Source organism: Bradyrhizobium sp. USDA 4369, from assembly GCF_054056435.1.
Genome location: NZ_JBSRYH010000001.1, coordinates 6,351,865 through 6,369,050 on the forward strand (window position 1 = coordinate 6,351,865; position 17,186 = coordinate 6,369,050).

Here is a 17,186-nt window from a genome sequence, read left to right on the forward strand (position 1 = left end):
AAAGAAAAAGCCTCCGCTCTGGAAGAGCGGAGGCTGTGTGCGTTGGCCCGAAGGTGACGTTCTTAGAAGTGGTAGTTCACGCCGACCTGGACGGAGTGGATGTCGAAGTTGCCCGAGGCTGCAGTGACCGACGCGCCGAGCGCGTTGAAGGTGTAGTTCTTGCTGTCGAAGCTCTTGTAGAGGTACTCGCCCTTCAGCGACCACTGCGGAGCGAACATCCACTCAGCGCCAGCGCCGACAACCCAGCCGCTGTGGATCTGGCTGTCCGAGGTCGAGAACGCGCCGGGGACGGTGATGCCCAGCTTGGTGTCAGCCCAGGCGTAACCGCCGGTGGCGTACAGCAGGGTCGGGCCGAAGGCGTAGCCGATACGGCCGCGCACCGTACCCCAATCCTGGATCTTGGCCGAAGCCGTCACCGCGAACGGCACGCCGGCAGCCGTCGTGGCGATGCCAGCAGCGGAGCGGTTGATGTCGGCCCAAGCTGCATCAGCCTCGATGCCGAAGACGACAGCGCCCTGCTGCCAGTTGTAGCCGATGGTGCCGCCGGCGAAGCCGCCCTTGATGCCGTCATCCGTCTGGCTGGCATAGCCGCCCATAGCACCGATGTAGAAACCGGTCCAGGTCAACACCGGCGGGGCAACCGGGGCCTTGGTGTAGGTCGGGCGGGCGGCGAGATCCGCGGCGGCGGCGGGAGCGGCCAGGGCGGCCAACGCCACGGTCGCGAGCAGGATCTTCTTCATTGTTGTCTCCAGTTTATTCGACGAAGTCCGCATCGCACCTACAATTGCACGCACGAAACAGACTCACTCGTTCAAGTTGACCGCCGTTCTATAGCCGGGTTCCTCGCGGATTACCGTCACCCTGAAGCCACACTCGCGGCGAAACAACGCTTCCACGCCCGGTTCCCAAAAGCCTATGTGGCTCAATTGCTTGGGTTCCATGTGTGGCATCCGGATCAGATTACCTCAGCGCAACAAAAAGGCCGGCATTGAGCCGGCCTTTGGAACTTTCGGAGCGGAACGAAGGGTCAGTACTTGGCGATGACCGGCCCGCCGAAATGGTAGTTGAGACCCGCCTTGACGGTATGAACGCTGTCCTTCCACTCGGAGCGTCCGGGAACCCCGACATACTGCAGCGTGCTCTTGCCAAAATCGAGATAGTTGTACTCGAGCTTGGCCGACCAGTTCGGCGCGAACATGTATTCCGCACCGGCGCCGACCGTGTAGCCCCAACGGGTGGTGTTCTGACCGAAGAAGACACCGGCAGCACGGTCGTAGCGATGCTGCAATTCGCCCACGGCCGCACCACCGCTGACGAAGAACAGGGCGGGGCCGACCGCGTAGCCCAGACGGCCCTTGATGTCGCCGAAGCTGGTGAGCTTGGTGAAATAGGTGTCGCCGACGCCGGCGTTGATGACGGCAGAACGGCCGTTGATATCGGACCAGTGATAGTCGCCTTCCAGGCCGACCACCAAATTGTCGAACTGCCAATTGTAGCCGATCACGCCGCCGACGAAGCCGCCATTGGTGTTGTAGTTCTGGGTGCCCAGGAAGCCCGGCGCATTGAAGCGGCCGATAAAGGTTTCCTTGCTGGTGCCCCAGCCGCCGCCGCCCTGAATACCCGCATAGATGCCCGACCAGCTCAGGATCGGTACAACCACAGGCGGCGCCTTGGTGTAGGGCCGGGCTGCGAGGTCCGCCGCCGATGCGGGCATGGCGGCTGCGATGCCGACGAGGGCCGTCGTGATCACAAGTAACTTCTTCATCAAATGCTCCCCCAAGGAGTTGGAATGACAGGCGATGAAGCCGTCATACACGGGGCATTCCGAACCGGCTGTAACGGATCCGCCACAACCGTGAAAAAGCGTTATAAATCAAATATTTAACACAAAAGAGCCGTCGCGATGCCGGGCTAAGGACACGAAAAAGGCCGGCGCGGGCGCCGGCCTTTGCGATCAGCCTTGGAGCGTGAATTGGGCGCTCAATAGCGCGCCGCCGCCGGGCCGCCGAATCGGTAGTTGACCCTGACGGTCGCCATGTCGATGTCCTGCTTGATGGTGTCGACGCGGGCGTTGACGATGGCGGTGGCCGGGAAGGTGATGTCGCGCGATCCCATGAACAGGTGATCGTACTCGACCGCGACCGACCAGTTCGGCGCGAAGCCGAACTCGACGCCGGTGCCGACGGTGCCGCCCCAGCGCGTTTCGCTTGCCGAATCCAGCAGTGTGCCCACGGCCACGGGCGCTGCCGCATTGGCCGTCCCGGTGTATTTGTTATGCGTGACCGCGGCGCCGCCCTTGACGTACCAGAGCACGTTGCCCCAGGCATAGCCGATCTGGCCGGTGAACAGCCCGATCGCGTCGGTCTTGGTGTTGTTGGTGATGCCCGCCGCCAATGCGGCCGAACTGGCATTCGAGGATTTCAGATCGGTCCAGTTGCCCTGGGCCTCGAGGCCGAACACCCAGCTTGCGGCCTGCCAGCGATAGCCGATCTGGCCGCCGATGAGGCCGCTGGTGGCGTTGTGGCAACCCTCGGACTGTGGCGGCACGACCGGCACGCCGTTGACCCGGTTCAGTGTCCAGCAATTGCGGCTCCAGTCGGCGCCGCCATTGGCGCCGAGATAGAAGCCCGCCCAGCTCGGCAGCGGCGTGACATAGGCCGGCGGCGGCGCCTTGCCATAGGGACGCGCGGCGAAGTCGGCAGCCGAAGCGGGTGCCAAGCCCAGCGCGGCGACGCCGGCAGTGACAAACAGAGTGCTCTTCATGATGGCAGTCTCCCCAATCCCAGTTTCATCTCGTCGGATCCCTCCGATCCGAGTCCACGCGTGTGGTCCGAGGCTGGTTGTAGGAAAGACTGGTTGCCAAAGCGGTGATGACCCGCGGCAGGCGAGCGGATGCGCTGATCGTGCTTAAGGCGCGGTAAATCGACGGGGCCCGCTGAACTCGCTCCGCAGCGCGAGGTCGTTCAGTGCTTGGAAACGACGGGGCCGCCCCAGCGATAGTTGACCCGGACCGTGGCCATGTCGACATCCTGGCCGACGGCATCGGTTCGCGTGGCAGCGCCTGCGGGCACGCCTGAGAAGGTCAGGGTGCGATTGCCCATGAAGAGATGCTCGTATTCGGCTGCGATCGACCAGTTATTGGCGAAGCCGACCTCGACGCCGGTGCCGACGGCAGCTCCCCAGCGTGTCGCGCTGGCTTGATCGAACGGCGTTCCGGTCGCAGTCGCGAGGCCGCTGTACTTCTCGCCGGTGACGGCGGCGCCGCCTTTGACGTACCAGAGCACGTTGTTCCAGGCGTAGCCGATCTGGCCGGTCAACAGGCCAATACCATTGATCTTGGTCTGGTTGGTCACGCCGGGCGCCAGCTGGCTCGCGTTGCGGCCCTTCAGGTTTGCCCAATTGCCCTGGCCTTCGACGCCGAACACCCAGCCGCCGGTCTGCCAGCGATAGCCGACCTGACCGCCGGCCAGCGCGCCGGTCGCGTCATGGCAACCCTCGGCATTGGTGGCCGCGACGCCGGCAAAGGTGACCTGGTTGGTCCAGCAGGTCCGTGCCGATCCACCGCCGGCATTCAGACCCAGATAGAAACCGCTCCAATCATAGATCGTCGCGATCATCGCAGGCGCCTTGGTGAAGGTGCGCGCGGGCAAATCGGCAGCGATGGCCGGCGCAATCCCCAGCGCCAGCGAAGTTGTCGCCCCCAGCAACAGACTTCTCATCGCAGTCCCCAAACCTCGTCCGACGCCCGCACGCACGCTCTCACCAACGCCCACCCGCCAAACCTTGATAGCTGCTCTGATCGGAAAAAGCCGTCACCCAAATGACACAACGGCTCAGCAAGTGCTGGTTATGGCACACAAAAAAAGGCCGGCGCATGGCCGGCCTTTGGTCGTATTCAATTCGAGCGTGTGATCAGTAGCGCGACACGCCCGGACCGCCGAAGTGGTAGGAGATGCCCGCTTTGACGGTGTGAACCGTATCGCTCCACTCGGAGCGGTTGGCCGCCACCGGCGTGTACTGGAGCGTGCTCTTGCCAAAGTCGAGATAGTTGTACTCGACCTTCGCCGACCAGTTCGGAGCGAACATGTATTCGGCGCCCGCGCCGATCGTCCAACCCCAGCGCCAGTCGCTCTGCGCCGCGCCGAAGGCGGGGCCGAACAGGCCCGGATCATAGCGGTGCTGCAGATCGCCGACCGCGGCACCGCCGCTGACGAAGAACAGCGCCGGACCCGCAGCCCAGCCGAGCCGGCCCTTGATGTCGCCGAAGCCACGAAGCTTGGTGAAGTAGCTGTCGCCGGCGCCCGCGGTGATGACACCCGAGCGGCCGTTGATGTCGGCCCAGTGGTAGTCGCCCTCGAGGCCGAACACGATGTTGTCGACCTGCCAATTGTAGCCGATCACGCCGCCGGCGAAACCGCCATTGATGTCGTAGCGCTGCGTGCCGGCAAAGCCGACGCCGTTCGGCGCGCCGAAGAAGGTCTCATCGCTCCGGCCCCAGCCGCCGCCGCCTTGCAGGCCGATGTAGAAGCCGGCCCAGGTCGGAAGCGGAGCGGGCGCCGCCATCGGCGCCTTGGTGTAGGGCCGGGCGGCAAGATCGGCGGCTCCCGCGGGCGCCAGGGCGCCCAAAACCATCAGACTGACGGCTCCAAGAAAAACTCTCTTCATCCGAAGTCTCATCCCAACTCTCCCGGGTTCGGCGCCTCCAATTCGTCCCCGGAGGCGCACTTTTGCGAATTGGTGCGACCGCGCTTGCGGCCTCAATCCATCCGCAAATATACGCGATTCAACCCTGGATACCGTCTCCCAAAAGCCACAGGCGAGGAGGATGTGAGGCGATATAACCTAATGAAAGTTAATTACTTTTTCGTGATTTAGGGAACTTTTAAGAGGTTCCATTCGGGGAACTCGGGGTTCCATTAGGTTCCATGGAACTCGACGCAAGGTTGTAACGAGTCGGTGCGAACAAAACTGGAACAATGACGGTTCTCCTGCTATATGTGGATAAGCGACGAGAAAATGGGTGGCTGGCGCGGCAACCGTATAGGGTCCGCGCCGAGAGGACGGGCGCGCCAGCCTGCACCGGGAGGCCGGTGGGATGACCGGCCCAGTGATGAGATAACCGCGGGAGAGTGTGATGGCGGGTAGCGTGAACAAGGTGATTCTGGTCGGCAATCTCGGGAAGGACCCGGAGATCCGCCGCACGCAGGACGGTCGGCCGATCGCCAATCTGAGCATCGCGACGTCGGAAACGTGGCGCGACAAGGGAACGGGCGAGCGCAAGGAAAAGACCGAGTGGCACCGCGTGGTGATCTTCAACGAAGGTCTCTGCAAGGTTGCCGAGCAATATCTGAAGAAGGGCGCCAAGGTTTACATCGAGGGCGCGCTGCAGACCCGCAAATGGACCGACCAGAGCGGAGTCGAGAAGTACTCGACCGAGGTCGTGCTGCAGGGCTTCAACTCGACGCTGACGATGCTCGATGGCCGCGGCGGTGGTGGCGGCGGCAATTTCGCCGACGATATGGGCGGCGGCGATTTCGGCAGCAGCGGCCCGTCGATGGCGCCCCCGCGCCGCGCGGTGGCTTCGGCCGGCGGTGGCAGCCGCAACAGCGACATGGACGACGACATTCCGTTCTGAGGTCGCGCTCCCAGGAATGCACCCTGCCGCCGATCGCGGTGGCAGGGCGTCCGTCACCTTTGAATTGGGGAGCGGACGCTCAGGCGCTCGCCAGATCGGCGCGGGCCGTCGTGACCTCGATCGCCTCGTCGTCGGACCCGTCGATCTCTAAGCCGCGGTCGCGCTGGTCAGCCTCGCCGTAGGCACTGATCCAATCGGTGGCGTCTTGAGCGCCGGTTCGGAGTTCAGCGAGACGATCAAGAGCCATAGTCCAACTGGACCACAACGGTTTGGCCGAGCAGGTCGCACAGGTCTGACAGCTTGCCGGATCTGATCGCGGATTTCGTGTCGGGCGAGATGGATCAGCTTCACGTCGGACGTTTCGCGGTCGGTCGTCGAGCCGCGCGGAGCACGTGAATCGCGGCTGCGGCAAGACGATATCAAGGGCGCCTGCGGCCGGCTCCCAAGCGAGGCGCGGTGTCCTCGTTAAGTAACTGGAAATGCGACAAAAAAATCCTTCGGGCTGGAGCGCCGGGGGGTGGCCTGCGGCGCGGCGATGCGCTATATGATTCCACGCGATTTTCGCGTGTCAAAACCGACCGGTATCCCCTTTGTCCGATCAAGAAGATGAGAAGCCCGGCGAGCCGGGCGGACCTTCCGACATTCGTCCCGTTTCGATCCTCGATGAGATGAAACGCTCCTATCTCGATTACGCCATGAGCGTGATCGTGTCGCGAGCGTTGCCGGATGCGCGCGACGGCCTGAAGCCGGTGCACCGGCGCATCCTGTATTCGATGTACGAGCAGGGGCACACGCCCGACAAGAAATACGTCAAGTCCGCGCGCGTGGTCGGTGACGTCATCGGTAAATACCATCCGCATGGCGACCAGTCGATCTACGACGCCATGGTGCGCATGGCGCAGGACTTCTCGATGCGCGTGCCGTTGATCGACGGCCAGGGCAATTTCGGTTCGGTCGACGGCGATCCGCCTGCGGCCTATCGATACACCGAGGCGAAGCTCGCCAAGTCGGCGATCCCCCTGCTCGACGACATCGACAAGGACACTGTCGATTTCCAGGCCAACTACGACAATTCCGACAAGGAGCCGTCGGTTCTTCCGGCCAAGTTCCCGAATCTGCTGGTCAACGGTGCCGGCGGCATCGCCGTGGGCATGGCCACCAACATCCCGCCGCACAATCTCTCCGAGGTGATCGACGCCTGCGTCGCGCTGATCGACAATCCTGCGATCTCGATCGACGAACTCACCCAGATCATTCCAGGCCCGGACTTTCCGACCGGCGGCATCATTCTCGGCCGGGCCGGCATCCGCAGCGCCTATCATCTCGGCCGCGGCTCGATCATGATGCGCGGCAAGGTGACCATCGACACCATCCGCAAGGATCGCGAGGCGATCATCGTCTCCGAGATCCCCTATCAGGTCAACAAGGCGACCATGGTCGAGCGCATCGCCGAGCTGGTGCGCGAGAAGAAGATCGAAGGCATCTCCGATCTGCGCGACGAGTCCGATCGCGACGGCTATCGCGTCGTCATCGAGCTGAAGCGCGACGCGGTGGCCGACGTGGTGCTGAACCAGCTCTACAAGTTCACGCCGCTGCAGACCAGTTTCGCCGCCAACATGCTGGCCCTGGACGGCGGCCGGCCGCAGACGATGACCTTGAAGGATCTGCTGACGATCTTCGTCGCGTTCCGCGAGCGGGTCGTCACGCGCCGGACCAAGTTCCTGCTCAACAAGGCGCGCGACCGCGCCCACATCCTCGTCGGTCTCGCGGTTGCCGTCGCCAATATCGATGAGATCATCCGGGTCATCCGGACCTCGCCCAATCCGACCAGCGCGCGCGACGCGCTGATGTCGCGTGACTGGCCGGCGCGGGATGTCGAGGCGATCATCACCCTGATCGACGATCCGCGCCACAGGCTCGCGGAAGACGGCACGATCAGGCTGTCATTCGAGCAGGCCAAGGCCATTCTCGATCTGCGCCTGCAGCGCCTGACCGCGCTCGGACGTGAGGAGATCTCCGACGAACTCGACAAGCTGAAGATCGAGATCGCCGACTATCTCGACATTCTGCGCTCGCGCGCGCGTGTGCAGGACATCATTAAGACCGAGCTCGCCGCCGTGAAGGCGGAGTTCGGAACGCCGCGCCGCACCGCCATCATCGAGCAGGAAGGCGAGGTCGAGGACGAGGACCTGATCCAGCGCGAGGACATGGTGGTGACCGTGTCGCATGCCGGCTACACCAAACGCGTGCCGCTGTCGGCCTATCGGGCGCAGCGCCGCGGCGGCAAGGGCCGCTCGGGCATGCAGACCCGCGAGGAGGATTTCGTCAGCCGGCTGTTCGTCGCCTCGACGCATACGCCGGTGCTGTTCTTCTCGTCGCGCGGTCAGGTCTACAAGGAGAAGGTGTGGCGGCTGCCGATCGCAGCGCCCAATTCGCGCGGCAAGGCGCTGATCAACATCCTGCCGCTGGAGCAGGGCGAGCGCATCACCACCATCATGCCGTTGCCTGAGGATGAATCCTCCTGGGCCAATCTCGACGTGATGTTCGCGACCACGGGCGGCAATGTGCGCCGCAACAAGCTGTCCGATTTCGTCGACGTGCGCCGTTCCGGCATCATCGCGATGAAGCTCGATGACGGCGAGGAAATCGTCAACGTGCAGATCTGCACGGAGCGCGACGACGTGCTGCTGACTGCGGCGGGCGGCCAGTGCATCCGTTTCCCCGTCACCGACGTGCGTGTCTTCACCGGCCGCACCTCGATGGGCGTGCGCGGCATCGCGCTGGCCGAGGGCGACAAGGTGATCTCGCTCTCGATTCTGCGCCACGTCGAAACCACCTCGGACGAACGCACGGCCTATCTGAAGATGCGCCGGGCGATGTCCGGCGAGACGACCACGGAGGAGCCCGTCGAGACCGAGGGCGAGGAGGCGGCGGGTGCAATCCAGCTGTCGCAGGAGCGCTACGTGGAGATGTCGGCGCAGGAGCAGGTGGTGCTGACTGTGTCGGTCAACGGCTACGGCAAGCGCACCTCGTCCTACGAGTACCGCACCACCGGTCGCGGCGGCAAAGGCATCGTCGCGATGTCCGTCAACAACCGCAACGGCAAGCTGGTCGCCTCATTCCCGGTCGAGGATAGTGATCAGATCATGCTGGTGACCGACAAGGGCCAGCTGATCCGCTGCCCGGTCGACGGCATCCGTATTGCCGGCCGTTCTACCCAGGGCGTCATCGTGTTCAACACGGCCGACGATGAGCATGTCGTCTCGGTCGAGCATATCGGCGAGGAGACGGAGAACGGCAACGGGACGAATGGGACCGAAGCGGGGAATGGAGAATAAGGGCGAATGGCGAATAGGGAGTAGCGAATAGGGACGAATCACGTCTTCCCGCTTCGCCATTCGCCATTCGCCATTCGCCATTCGCCATTCGCCATTCGCCATTCGCCATTCGCCATTCGCCTCACTGCGCCCGGTCGACGCCGACCATTCGCGCCTGACCGACGGTCGCCTTGGTGCCGGCGCTGCGCAGGCAGGAAGCTTCGAAATTCGGCCAGGCCTGTTGCGAGCAGTCGCGGCCGATCGGACGGATGTCGAGGCGATCGCCCTTGGCGAGCGGGCGCGGCACGCTGGCTTCGACCTGGGGAGCGAAGCCGGGCACGACGGAGAACGCGGCGGCCACGAAGCCGGCGGCGGCAACGGCAGAAAGCGCTTTGATCATGACGGACCCCTGTCAGGGCCGATTTCGGCCCGTTGTTCGTTGTCGTCTTGTTAACCATCTCGGGTTTCGGAAGATCTTCGCCGCCGCAAAAAAAGGTTTCGTGGGAGCACGGAACTGTTTCGTGGCGGCTGTTCCGACGAAACAATCAGGGAGCCGGACCCAGGGGGCCGATCTCTTTTGCCGCAGTCGCAGGTCGCCGGTCGGCATCACAGCTCCGCCATCGGGCATGACGGCCAGCTTGCCGGCCTGTTCCGGCCGGTATAGGACGGGCGCATGCAACGCATCGCGCTCTATCCGGGGTCGTTCGACCCCGTCACCAACGGCCATCTCGACGTGGTCCGGCAGGCCGTCCATCTCTGTGACCGGTTGATCGTCGCGGTCGGCGTGCATCACGGCAAGAAGCCGCTGTTCTCGACCGAGGAGCGGCTGGCCATGGTCCATGAAGTGTTGGGTCCTGTGGCTGCGGCGGCCGGCTGCGGCTTCGAAGCCTCCACCTATGACGACCTCACCGTCACCGCCGCGCAAAAAGCCGGTGCGATCATGATGATCCGGGGCCTGCGCGACGGCACCGACTTCGACTATGAGATGCAGTTGGCGGGCATGAACCAGACCATGGTACCGGGCGTTCAGACCGTGTTCGTCCCGGCCTCGGTGGCTGTCCGCCCGATCGCGGCCACGCTGGTGCGCCAGATCGCCGCCATGGGCGGCGACGTGTCTCACTTCGTTCCGGCCGCCGTCGCAGCCAGCCTGAAGGCCAAATTCAACTGATCCGTCGGGCGCTGGCCGCTCGGCGCGGTGCCGGTCTCTTTACAGCCTCACATCTCATCGGAGTTGCCATGATCCGAGCTCTCGCTTTCGTTGTTGCTCTCGTCTTCGCTTTGCCGGCGCTGGCGCAATCATTGCCGGCTGGTCTCGACAAGCAGAATGCGCTGGTCATCGACACCACCAAGGGCCGCATCGTCATCAAGCTGCGCACCGATCTGGCGCCGCAGCATGCCGAGCGGCTGAAGACGCTGGCGCGTGAGGGCTTCTACAACAACGTGCCGTTCCACCGCGTGATGGACGGCTTCATGGCCCAGACCGGCGATGGCCAGAACTTCAATGGCACAGGCGGCTCGAAATATCCGAACCTGAAGCAGGAGTTTTCGAGCACGCCGTTCAAGCGCGGCACGGTCGGCATGGCACGGCGCGGCGACAGCGTCGATTCCGCCAATTCGCAGTTCTTCATCTGCTTCGGCGACGCCTCCTTCCTGAATGGCCAATATACTGTGATCGGCGAGGTCGTGCAGGGCATGGATGTCGTCGACAAGCTGAAGAAGGCACCTCCGGGCTCGGCCGGCGGAGCCGTCACCGACCCCGACAAGATGGTGAAGGTGCAGGTCGCCTCCGATATCAAGTAGGCTGGCGAGAGCAGGGCACCCGGGCCCCACGCCCGGGTTCCCCGTCCTTAAGGAACCCTTTGCCACGCGCCGCCCGTCGCATCGACAGGACCGGCGGCTTCAGCTTTAAGCCGGATCGGTTTATCCTGAGCCTGCATCGCCCGGGCCCGTCGTCCCCGGCTCGCCGTCAGAAGGGGTGACGGCCGCACATTGGAAGCTCGACATTTCAGACCCAGGATGTCCGTCCTGCCCCCCCCCCCATTAATCCCTAGCGAACGAGAGACCAGCATGGCTGTGACCGAAAATACCTTGATCCTCGAAACCACCCAGGGCCCCGTCACCATCGAGATGCGCCCCGATCTCGCGCCCGGCCATGTCGCGCGCATCAAGGAGCTCGTCCGCGAGGGCTTCTATGACGGCATCGTGTTTCACCGCGTCATCGACGGCTTCATGGCGCAGACCGGCTGTCCGCAAGGCACCGGCATGGGCGGCTCCGGCAAGAAGCTGAAGGCCGAGTTCAACGCCGAGCCGCACGTCCGCGGCACCGCCTCGATGGCTCGCGCCGCCAACCCGGATTCCGGCGACAGCCAGTTCTTCATCTGCTTCGACGACGCCCGCTTCCTGGACAAGCAGTACACGGTCTGGGGCAAGGTCACCGAGGGCATGGAGAACGTCGACAAGATCAAGCGCGGCGAGCCGGTGCAGAATCCGGACAAGATTGTGAAGGCGTATATGGCCGCCGACGCGGCGTAACAGTCGCGGCGAAAGCCGCGATGAGCGAATAGGAGTAGCGAATAGCGAGTAGGCTATTCGCTACTCGTCACTCGCCATTCGCCTTTCCATCATGCGCACCGACCTGTTCGATTTCCATCTTCCCCCTGAGAACATCGCGCTGCGGCCGGCGAGCCCGCGCGAGGCCGCGCGCATGCTGGTGGTGCAGGGCGATGGCGTGCTGCGCGATCGCATTGTCGCCGATCTGCCGGACTGGCTCGAGCCGGGCGATCAGCTGGTGGTCAACGACACCAAGGTGATCGCAGCCCAGCTCTCAGGCCGCCGCATCAGCCGCGAGACCGAGGCGAAGATCGAGGCCACCCTGATCAAGCGGCTCGACGGCTCGCGCTGGCAGGCGCTGGTCCGTCCTGCGAAGAAGCTCGCCCCTGGCGATACGATCCGTTTCGGTAATGAGGGCAAGGTCTGCCTGCTCGGCCATCTCGACGCGACCGTCGAGGCCAAGGGCGAGGAAGGCGAGGTGACGCTGTCCTTTGTCTTCCATGGCCCGGCGCTCGATCAGGCCATCGCCGATCTCGGACGGCCGCCGCTGCCGCCCTACATCGCCGGCAAGCGGCCCGCGGATGAGCAGGATGCGGCGGACTATCAGACCATGTTCGCGGCCAAGGAGGGCGCGGTGGCCGCGCCGACCGCCGGGCTGCATTTCACCCCCGCGCTGGAGCAGCGGCTGCGCGCCCGCGGTGTCGGGCTGCAGCGGGTCACCTTGCATGTCGGGGCCGGGACATTCCTCCCCGTGAAGGTCGAGGACACTGAGGGCCACCGCATGCACGCGGAGTGGGGCAGCCTCTCGGCCGACACGGCGACGGCGCTGAATGAGGCCCGCGCCAAAGGCGGCCGTATCGTCGCCGTGGGCACCACGTCGATGCGGCTGTTGGAGAGCGCGGCGTTGCCGGACGGCACCATCGCGCCATTCGAGGCGGAGACCTCGATCTTCATCACGCCCGGCTATCGCTTCCGCGCCGTCGATATCCTGATGACCAATTTTCATCTGCCGCGTTCGACGCTGTTCATGCTGGTCTCGGCCTTCGCCGGCCTGGAGACGATGCAGGCGGCCTATGCGCATGCGATTCGAAGCGGCTATCGTTTCTATTCATATGGCGATGCGTGCCTGTTGTTCCGCCAGCACGACGAGCGCATCGTCGAGCCGTAGCTTGTAGCCCGCAACCCGCTGAGGCCAAAGGCGTTGGCAATAGCGACCTCCGGGCATCGTCATTCCGCGGTGGCTCTATACGTTGCGTCGCTCCTGGCGGACCGTGCTCTCACCACGTCATTGCGAGCAGCGAAGCAATCCAGCCTGCCGCTGCAGCGGGATTCCTGGATTGCTTCGTCGCCTTCGGCTCCTCGCAATGACGTGTGGAGACCGCTACGCCATCACCCTTTCTGGCAAGAGTTCCGCGATCTGCACCGCGTTGAGCGCGGCGCCCTTGAGCAGTTGATCGGCGGCGACGAACATCGCGATCGAATGGCCGGACGGATCGGAGAGATCCTTGCGGATGCGACCGACCAGCACGTCGTCCTGGCCTGACGCGTCGACCGGCATCGGGAAGTAGTTGTTGGCGCGATCGTCGACGATGCGCACGCCCGGGGCGGTGGCGAGGATGCGGCGGACCTCATCCTCCGAGATCGGCTTCTCGCATTCGAAGGTGATGGCTTCGCAATGGGCGCGCAGCACCGGCACGCGGACGCAGGTGACGCCGATCGCGATCCCCTCATCCTCGAAGATCTTGCGGGTCTCGTTGATGACCTTCGTCTCTTCGTCGTTGTAGCCGGTGTCGGGATCCACAGCGGTGTTGTGGCTGAACAGGTTGAAGGCGAAAGGATGCGGCATCACCTTGGGCGCATAGACTTGGCCGTTGAGGTTCGCGCGGGTCGATTGCACCAGCTCGTCCATCGCCGCCGCACCGGCGCCGCTGGCAGCCTGGTAGGTCGAGATGATCACGCGCTTGATGCGGTTCTTCTGGTGGATCGGCCACAGCGGCACCAGCGCGGTGATGGCGGCGCAGTTCGGATTGGCGATGATGCCCTTGTGGTCGCGGATGCGGCGGGCGTTGATCTCCGGGATCACCAGCGGCACGTTCGGGTCCATGCGGAAGGCCGAGGAATTGTCGACCACGACGGCGCCGGAGCGGACGGCGACGGGGGCGAACTTCTTCGAGATGCCGCTGCCGGCCGAAAACAGCGCGATGTCAACGCCCTCGAACGAGCGCTCATTGAGCTCCTCGATCACGATGCTCTGGCCGCGGAAGCTCACGGTCTGGCCGGCCGAGCGGGCGCTCGCCAGGGCCTTCAACTTGCCGACGCGGACGTTGCGGCGGTCCAGGGTGGCGATGAACTCGGCGCCGACCGCGCCGGTGACGCCGACAATGGCAATGGTGGGATCGTGGGGCACGTCTCAGGTCTCCGGTTGAAATTCAGGCAATAAAAAAGCCCCGGACCTTCATCAGGCGGGGCTTCGGTTCGAAGATGGTCGCGATCGAGGTCGATTACGCGCGCACGCCTCCCGAGGCCCGCAAGGGCTTGGTGGTTTTCGTCGTGCGTTTGGTCGAGGTCGACATGGCGGGGGACCATAGGGGCGTGAGGCACCGCCGTCAACGGCCGCGAGGAGCCGAACTTGTGCCGATCCCGGTTGAATCGGGGGCCGTCCTGACGCAATAAGCCGGCCATGAGCTCCCCCGGCACCGAACTCCCCAATCATTTCGAACTGCTCGGCACGGATGGCGCGGCCCGCACCGGCCGGCTGACCACGCCGCATGGCGTGGTCCGGACCCCCGCCTTCATGCCCGTCGGCACGGCCGGCGCGATGAAGGGCATTCACTGGCGCGACGTGCGCGACGCCGGCGCGGACATCGTGCTCGGCAATACCTATCATCTGATGCTGCGTCCCACGGCCGAGCGCATCGCGGCGCTCGGCGGCCTGCAGCGCTTTACCGGCTGGGGCGGACCGATGCTGACCGATTCCGGCGGCTTCCAGGTGATGTCGCTGTCGGCCCTGCGCAAGGTCACGGAGCAGGCGGTGACGTTCCGCTCGCATATCGACGGCGCCAAGATCGAATTGTCGCCGGAGCGTGCCATCGAGGTGCAGCGGCTGCTCAACTCGGACATCGCGATGCAGCTCGACGAATGCGTGCGGCTGCCGGCCGAGCCTGACGACATCGAGCGCGCGATGCGTCTGTCGCTGCGCTGGGCGGAGCGCTGTCGCCGCGCCTTCGAGAGCGCGCCGGACGGCTATATGCTGTTCGGCATCGTCCAGGGTGGCGATGTGCCCGCGCTGCGCGTGGCGAGCGCTGCGGCGCTGGTCGACATTGGCTTCCACGGCTATGCGATCGGCGGTCTCGCGGTCGGCGAACCGCAGGCTGTGATGCTGGAGATGATCGAGGCGACCGTGCCGGCGCTGCCCGGTGACCGTCCGCGTTATCTGATGGGCGTCGGCACGCCGGATGATCTGCTGGAGTCGGTGAAGCGCGGCATCGACATGTTCGACTGTGTGCTGCCGACCCGCAACGGCCGGCATGGCGTCGCCTTCACGCGCTTCGGGCCGGTCAATCTGCGCAATGCGCGCCACGCCGATGATCCGCGTCCCCTGGATGAGGAAAGCCCGTGGCCGCCGGCGCGCAGCTATTCGCGCGCCTATCTGCACCATCTGATCAAGGCCGGCGAGGCGCTCGGAGCGACACTGCTGTCGGAGATCAACATCGCCTATTTCCAGCAGCTGATGGCCGGAATGCGCGCGGCGATCGCGCAGGGCCAGTTCGCGGATTTCTACGCGCGCACCAAGGCGGATTGGTCGCGCGGCGACATTGCTCGGATCTAGTTGCGCGGCTCCCTGCAAGGTCGCAGCGCGCTTCGGCGTACGTCACCAAGCTGGGTGGCACGTCGCCGGGACTTTCAGTTGCAGGCGAACCGGCTCTTCACCGCGTGCTTGGTCACGAAGCCATAACCGCAGGTGTCGCATGTCCAAAGGTAGCTGATCGCGTTGTCGGCCAGATAGGCCGAGGCTTCGGCGGCAATCATGGAATCGGCGCAGACCGGACATGTCGGCAGATCGCAGCCGCGAGGATCGGGGCGGGGCGTTGCGGTCGACACGAGTTCAGCAAGTGCTGACATAGTGACCTCCTGGGCGATCTTTTCTTGTCGAACTTTGCAGGCGCTAATAGATTGCAGTTCAGGCACGAAACGAGGCTCGAAGTCTCAACCGACATCTCCGACTGAAGTTGAATATAGACCGAATTGTTTGACTCTGTCGCAACACAAATGCGTTGGTTTGGCGAAATTTAACAACAAGTTGTTGTGCGTCGCGACGATCAGGCCATCATGGAAACGTGCTTGCGCAGTGCAGCAGCCTCGTCGAAGATGAACGAACGTGGAATAGTGTCGCAGTTGCGCCGGAGTGCGCGAGGGGTGAGATCATGGAAACAGCAGCCGCAACGCCGCGTCCCGGGCGTGGACGTGTATTTGACTCAATTGTCGACGCCTTCGGCAACACGCCGATTGTGCGGCTGCGAAAGCTGCCGGAGCAGCAGAGAGTCAAAGCGACCATTCTCGCCAAATTGGAATATTTCAATCCAGCTGCCAGCGTGAAGGATCGCATCGGCGTCGGCATGATCCTGGCGATGGAGCAGGCTGGCGTGATCAAGCCGGATACGGTGCTGATCGAGCCGACCTCCGGCAATACGGGCATTGCGCTGGCCTTTGTCGCGGCGGCGCGCGGCTACAGGTTGAAGCTGGTGATGCCGGAATCGATGTCGATCGAGCGGCGCAAGATGCTAGCCTTCCTCGGCGCGGAGATCGTGCTGACCCCGGCGGGACAGGGCATGAAGGGCGCAATCGCCGCCGCGGAAGAGCTGTTGCGAACCACACCGAACTCGGTGATGCCGCAGCAGTTCAAGAACCTCGCCAATCCGGAGATCCACCGCCGCACCACGGCCGAGGAGATCTGGAACGACACCGCAGGCAACATCGACGTGTTCGTCGCCGGTGTCGGCACCGGCGGCACCATCACCGGCGTCGGTCAGGTGCTGAAATCGCGCAAGCCGGGTCTCAAGGTGGTCGCGGTCGAGCCGGAGGAGAGCCCGGTGCTGTCCGGCGGCCAGCACTCGCCGCACAAGATCCAGGGCATCGGCGCCGGCTTCGTACCCGATATTCTCGATCGCTCGGTGATCGATGAGATCGTCAAGATCAACAGCACGACCGCGATCGAGACCTCGCGCGCGCTGGCCCGCAATGAGGGCATCCCCGGCGGGATCTCCTCGGGCGCGGCGATCGCGGCTGCGCTCGAGCTTGGCAAGCGGCCGGAGAATGCCGGCAAGACGATCCTGGCGATCGTGCCGTCCTTCTCCGAGCGCTATCTGTCGACCGCGCTGTTCGAGGGGATCTGATCATGGCCGACCAGCCGCGGCGCCCACGGACCCTGGCCGACGCCCGCACCGAGGCGGAAGCCGCTTTCAAGAAGGTCACCACGAAGCCGGTGGAGGCGCCGCCGAAGAAGGCGGCCGTCCCCGGCGTGCGGGAGCAGGTGACCTTGCGGATTGATCAGGACGTGCTGGAGCATTTCCAATCCGAAGGCCCGGGCTGGCAGGACCGCATCAACGCCGTCCTGCGCAAGGCAGCCGGTCTTTAGCGCAACAACCAAGTCCCGGCTTAGGCGTCGGACGGCTCAGTCTCTGGCT

18 protein-coding genes are annotated in these 17,186 nt (G+C 64.3%); 9 read left to right on the forward strand and 9 right to left on the reverse strand.

What is annotated here, in order from left to right; genetic code table 11:
• Positions 1-62: 62 nt before the first annotated feature.
• The 5 genes from ACVIJ6_RS28865 to ACVIJ6_RS28885 form a co-directional block, all read right to left on the reverse strand.
• Complete coding sequence (locus tag ACVIJ6_RS28865) at positions 63-740, reverse strand: outer membrane protein (RefSeq protein WP_456775494.1); 678 nt, start codon at positions 738-740, stop codon at positions 63-65.
• Positions 741-1,027: 287 nt separating this feature from the next.
• Complete coding sequence (locus ACVIJ6_RS28870) at positions 1,028-1,765, reverse strand: outer membrane protein (RefSeq protein ID WP_012044415.1); 738 nt, start codon at positions 1,763-1,765, stop codon at positions 1,028-1,030.
• A 215-nt stretch (positions 1,766-1,980) separates the two neighbouring features.
• Positions 1,981-2,763, reverse strand: coding sequence for an outer membrane protein (locus ACVIJ6_RS28875; RefSeq protein ID WP_456775495.1), 783 nt, complete (start codon positions 2,761-2,763; stop codon positions 1,981-1,983).
• 200 nt (positions 2,764-2,963) lie between these two features.
• Positions 2,964-3,719, reverse strand: coding sequence for an outer membrane protein (locus tag ACVIJ6_RS28880; RefSeq protein WP_456775496.1), 756 nt, complete (start codon positions 3,717-3,719; stop codon positions 2,964-2,966).
• Positions 3,720-3,912: 193 nt separating this feature from the next.
• Entirely contained in the window at positions 3,913-4,665 is a 753-nt protein-coding gene (locus ACVIJ6_RS28885) for an outer membrane protein (RefSeq protein WP_456775497.1), read from the reverse strand.
• Between the two features lie 469 nt (positions 4,666-5,134).
• Here ACVIJ6_RS28885 and ACVIJ6_RS28890 point away from each other — a divergent pair, with 469 nt between their 5' ends.
• Complete coding sequence (locus ACVIJ6_RS28890; RefSeq protein WP_012044411.1) at positions 5,135-5,635, forward strand: single-stranded DNA-binding protein; 501 nt, start codon at positions 5,135-5,137, stop codon at positions 5,633-5,635.
• A 79-nt stretch (positions 5,636-5,714) separates the two neighbouring features.
• Here the strand turns inward: ACVIJ6_RS28890 and ACVIJ6_RS28895 are convergent, their stop codons facing one another.
• The gene (locus tag ACVIJ6_RS28895; RefSeq protein WP_456775498.1) at positions 5,715-5,882 is read right to left on the reverse strand and encodes a hypothetical protein; all 168 of its coding nucleotides are present in this window, start codon (positions 5,880-5,882) and stop codon (positions 5,715-5,717) included.
• Between the two features lie 343 nt (positions 5,883-6,225).
• Between ACVIJ6_RS28895 and gyrA the strand changes: the two genes are divergently transcribed.
• Positions 6,226-8,973: a DNA gyrase subunit A gene (gene gyrA / locus ACVIJ6_RS28900; protein ID WP_456775499.1), complete on the forward strand. Its 2,748-nt coding sequence runs from the start codon at positions 6,226-6,228 to the stop codon at positions 8,971-8,973.
• 121 nt (positions 8,974-9,094) lie between these two features.
• On the opposite strand, the gene ACVIJ6_RS28905 is transcribed toward gyrA, so the two are convergent.
• Positions 9,095-9,352 carry a hypothetical protein gene (locus ACVIJ6_RS28905; RefSeq protein ID WP_456775500.1) on the reverse strand — a complete coding sequence of 86 codons (258 nt, stop codon included), beginning with the start codon at positions 9,350-9,352 and terminating at the stop codon, positions 9,095-9,097.
• A gap of 273 nt (positions 9,353-9,625) precedes the next feature.
• Between ACVIJ6_RS28905 and coaD the strand changes: the two genes are divergently transcribed.
• The 4 genes from coaD (at position 9,626) to queA (ending at position 12,670) form a co-directional block, all read left to right on the forward strand.
• Positions 9,626-10,120: a pantetheine-phosphate adenylyltransferase gene (gene coaD / locus ACVIJ6_RS28910; protein WP_456775501.1), complete on the forward strand. Its 495-nt coding sequence runs from the start codon at positions 9,626-9,628 to the stop codon at positions 10,118-10,120.
• Between the two features lie 68 nt (positions 10,121-10,188).
• A complete protein-coding gene (locus tag ACVIJ6_RS28915; protein ID WP_456775502.1) occupies positions 10,189-10,752 on the forward strand; it encodes a peptidylprolyl isomerase in 564 nt (187 codons plus the stop codon).
• Positions 10,753-11,019: 267 nt separating this feature from the next.
• Positions 11,020-11,484, forward strand: a complete 465-nt coding sequence (locus ACVIJ6_RS28920) for a peptidylprolyl isomerase (protein ID WP_456775503.1) — start codon at positions 11,020-11,022, stop codon at positions 11,482-11,484.
• Positions 11,485-11,575: 91 nt separating this feature from the next.
• Entirely contained in the window at positions 11,576-12,670 is a 1,095-nt protein-coding gene (gene queA, locus ACVIJ6_RS28925) for a tRNA preQ1(34) S-adenosylmethionine ribosyltransferase-isomerase QueA (RefSeq protein ID WP_456775504.1), read from the forward strand.
• 213 nt (positions 12,671-12,883) lie between these two features.
• Here queA and ACVIJ6_RS28930 read toward each other — a convergent pair whose 3' ends face one another.
• Entirely contained in the window at positions 12,884-13,909 is a 1,026-nt protein-coding gene (locus tag ACVIJ6_RS28930; RefSeq protein ID WP_456775505.1) for an aspartate-semialdehyde dehydrogenase, read from the reverse strand.
• A 273-nt stretch (positions 13,910-14,182) separates the two neighbouring features.
• Between ACVIJ6_RS28930 and tgt the strand changes: the two genes are divergently transcribed.
• The gene (tgt, locus tag ACVIJ6_RS28935) at positions 14,183-15,331 is read left to right on the forward strand and encodes a tRNA guanosine(34) transglycosylase Tgt (protein WP_456775506.1); all 1,149 of its coding nucleotides are present in this window, start codon (positions 14,183-14,185) and stop codon (positions 15,329-15,331) included.
• A 74-nt stretch (positions 15,332-15,405) separates the two neighbouring features.
• On the opposite strand, the gene ACVIJ6_RS28940 is transcribed toward tgt, so the two are convergent.
• Positions 15,406-15,624, reverse strand: coding sequence for a hypothetical protein (locus ACVIJ6_RS28940; protein ID WP_456777102.1), 219 nt, complete (start codon positions 15,622-15,624; stop codon positions 15,406-15,408).
• Positions 15,625-15,926: 302 nt separating this feature from the next.
• On the opposite strand from ACVIJ6_RS28940, the gene cysK reads away from it, so the two are divergent.
• A complete protein-coding gene (gene cysK / locus ACVIJ6_RS28945; RefSeq protein WP_456775507.1) occupies positions 15,927-16,895 on the forward strand; it encodes a cysteine synthase A in 969 nt (322 codons plus the stop codon).
• 2 nt (positions 16,896-16,897) lie between these two features.
• On the forward strand, positions 16,898-17,137 hold the full coding sequence (locus ACVIJ6_RS28950; protein ID WP_012044399.1) for a BrnA antitoxin family protein: 240 nt from the start codon (positions 16,898-16,900) through the stop codon (positions 17,135-17,137).
• Positions 17,138-17,186 lie beyond the last annotated feature (49 nt).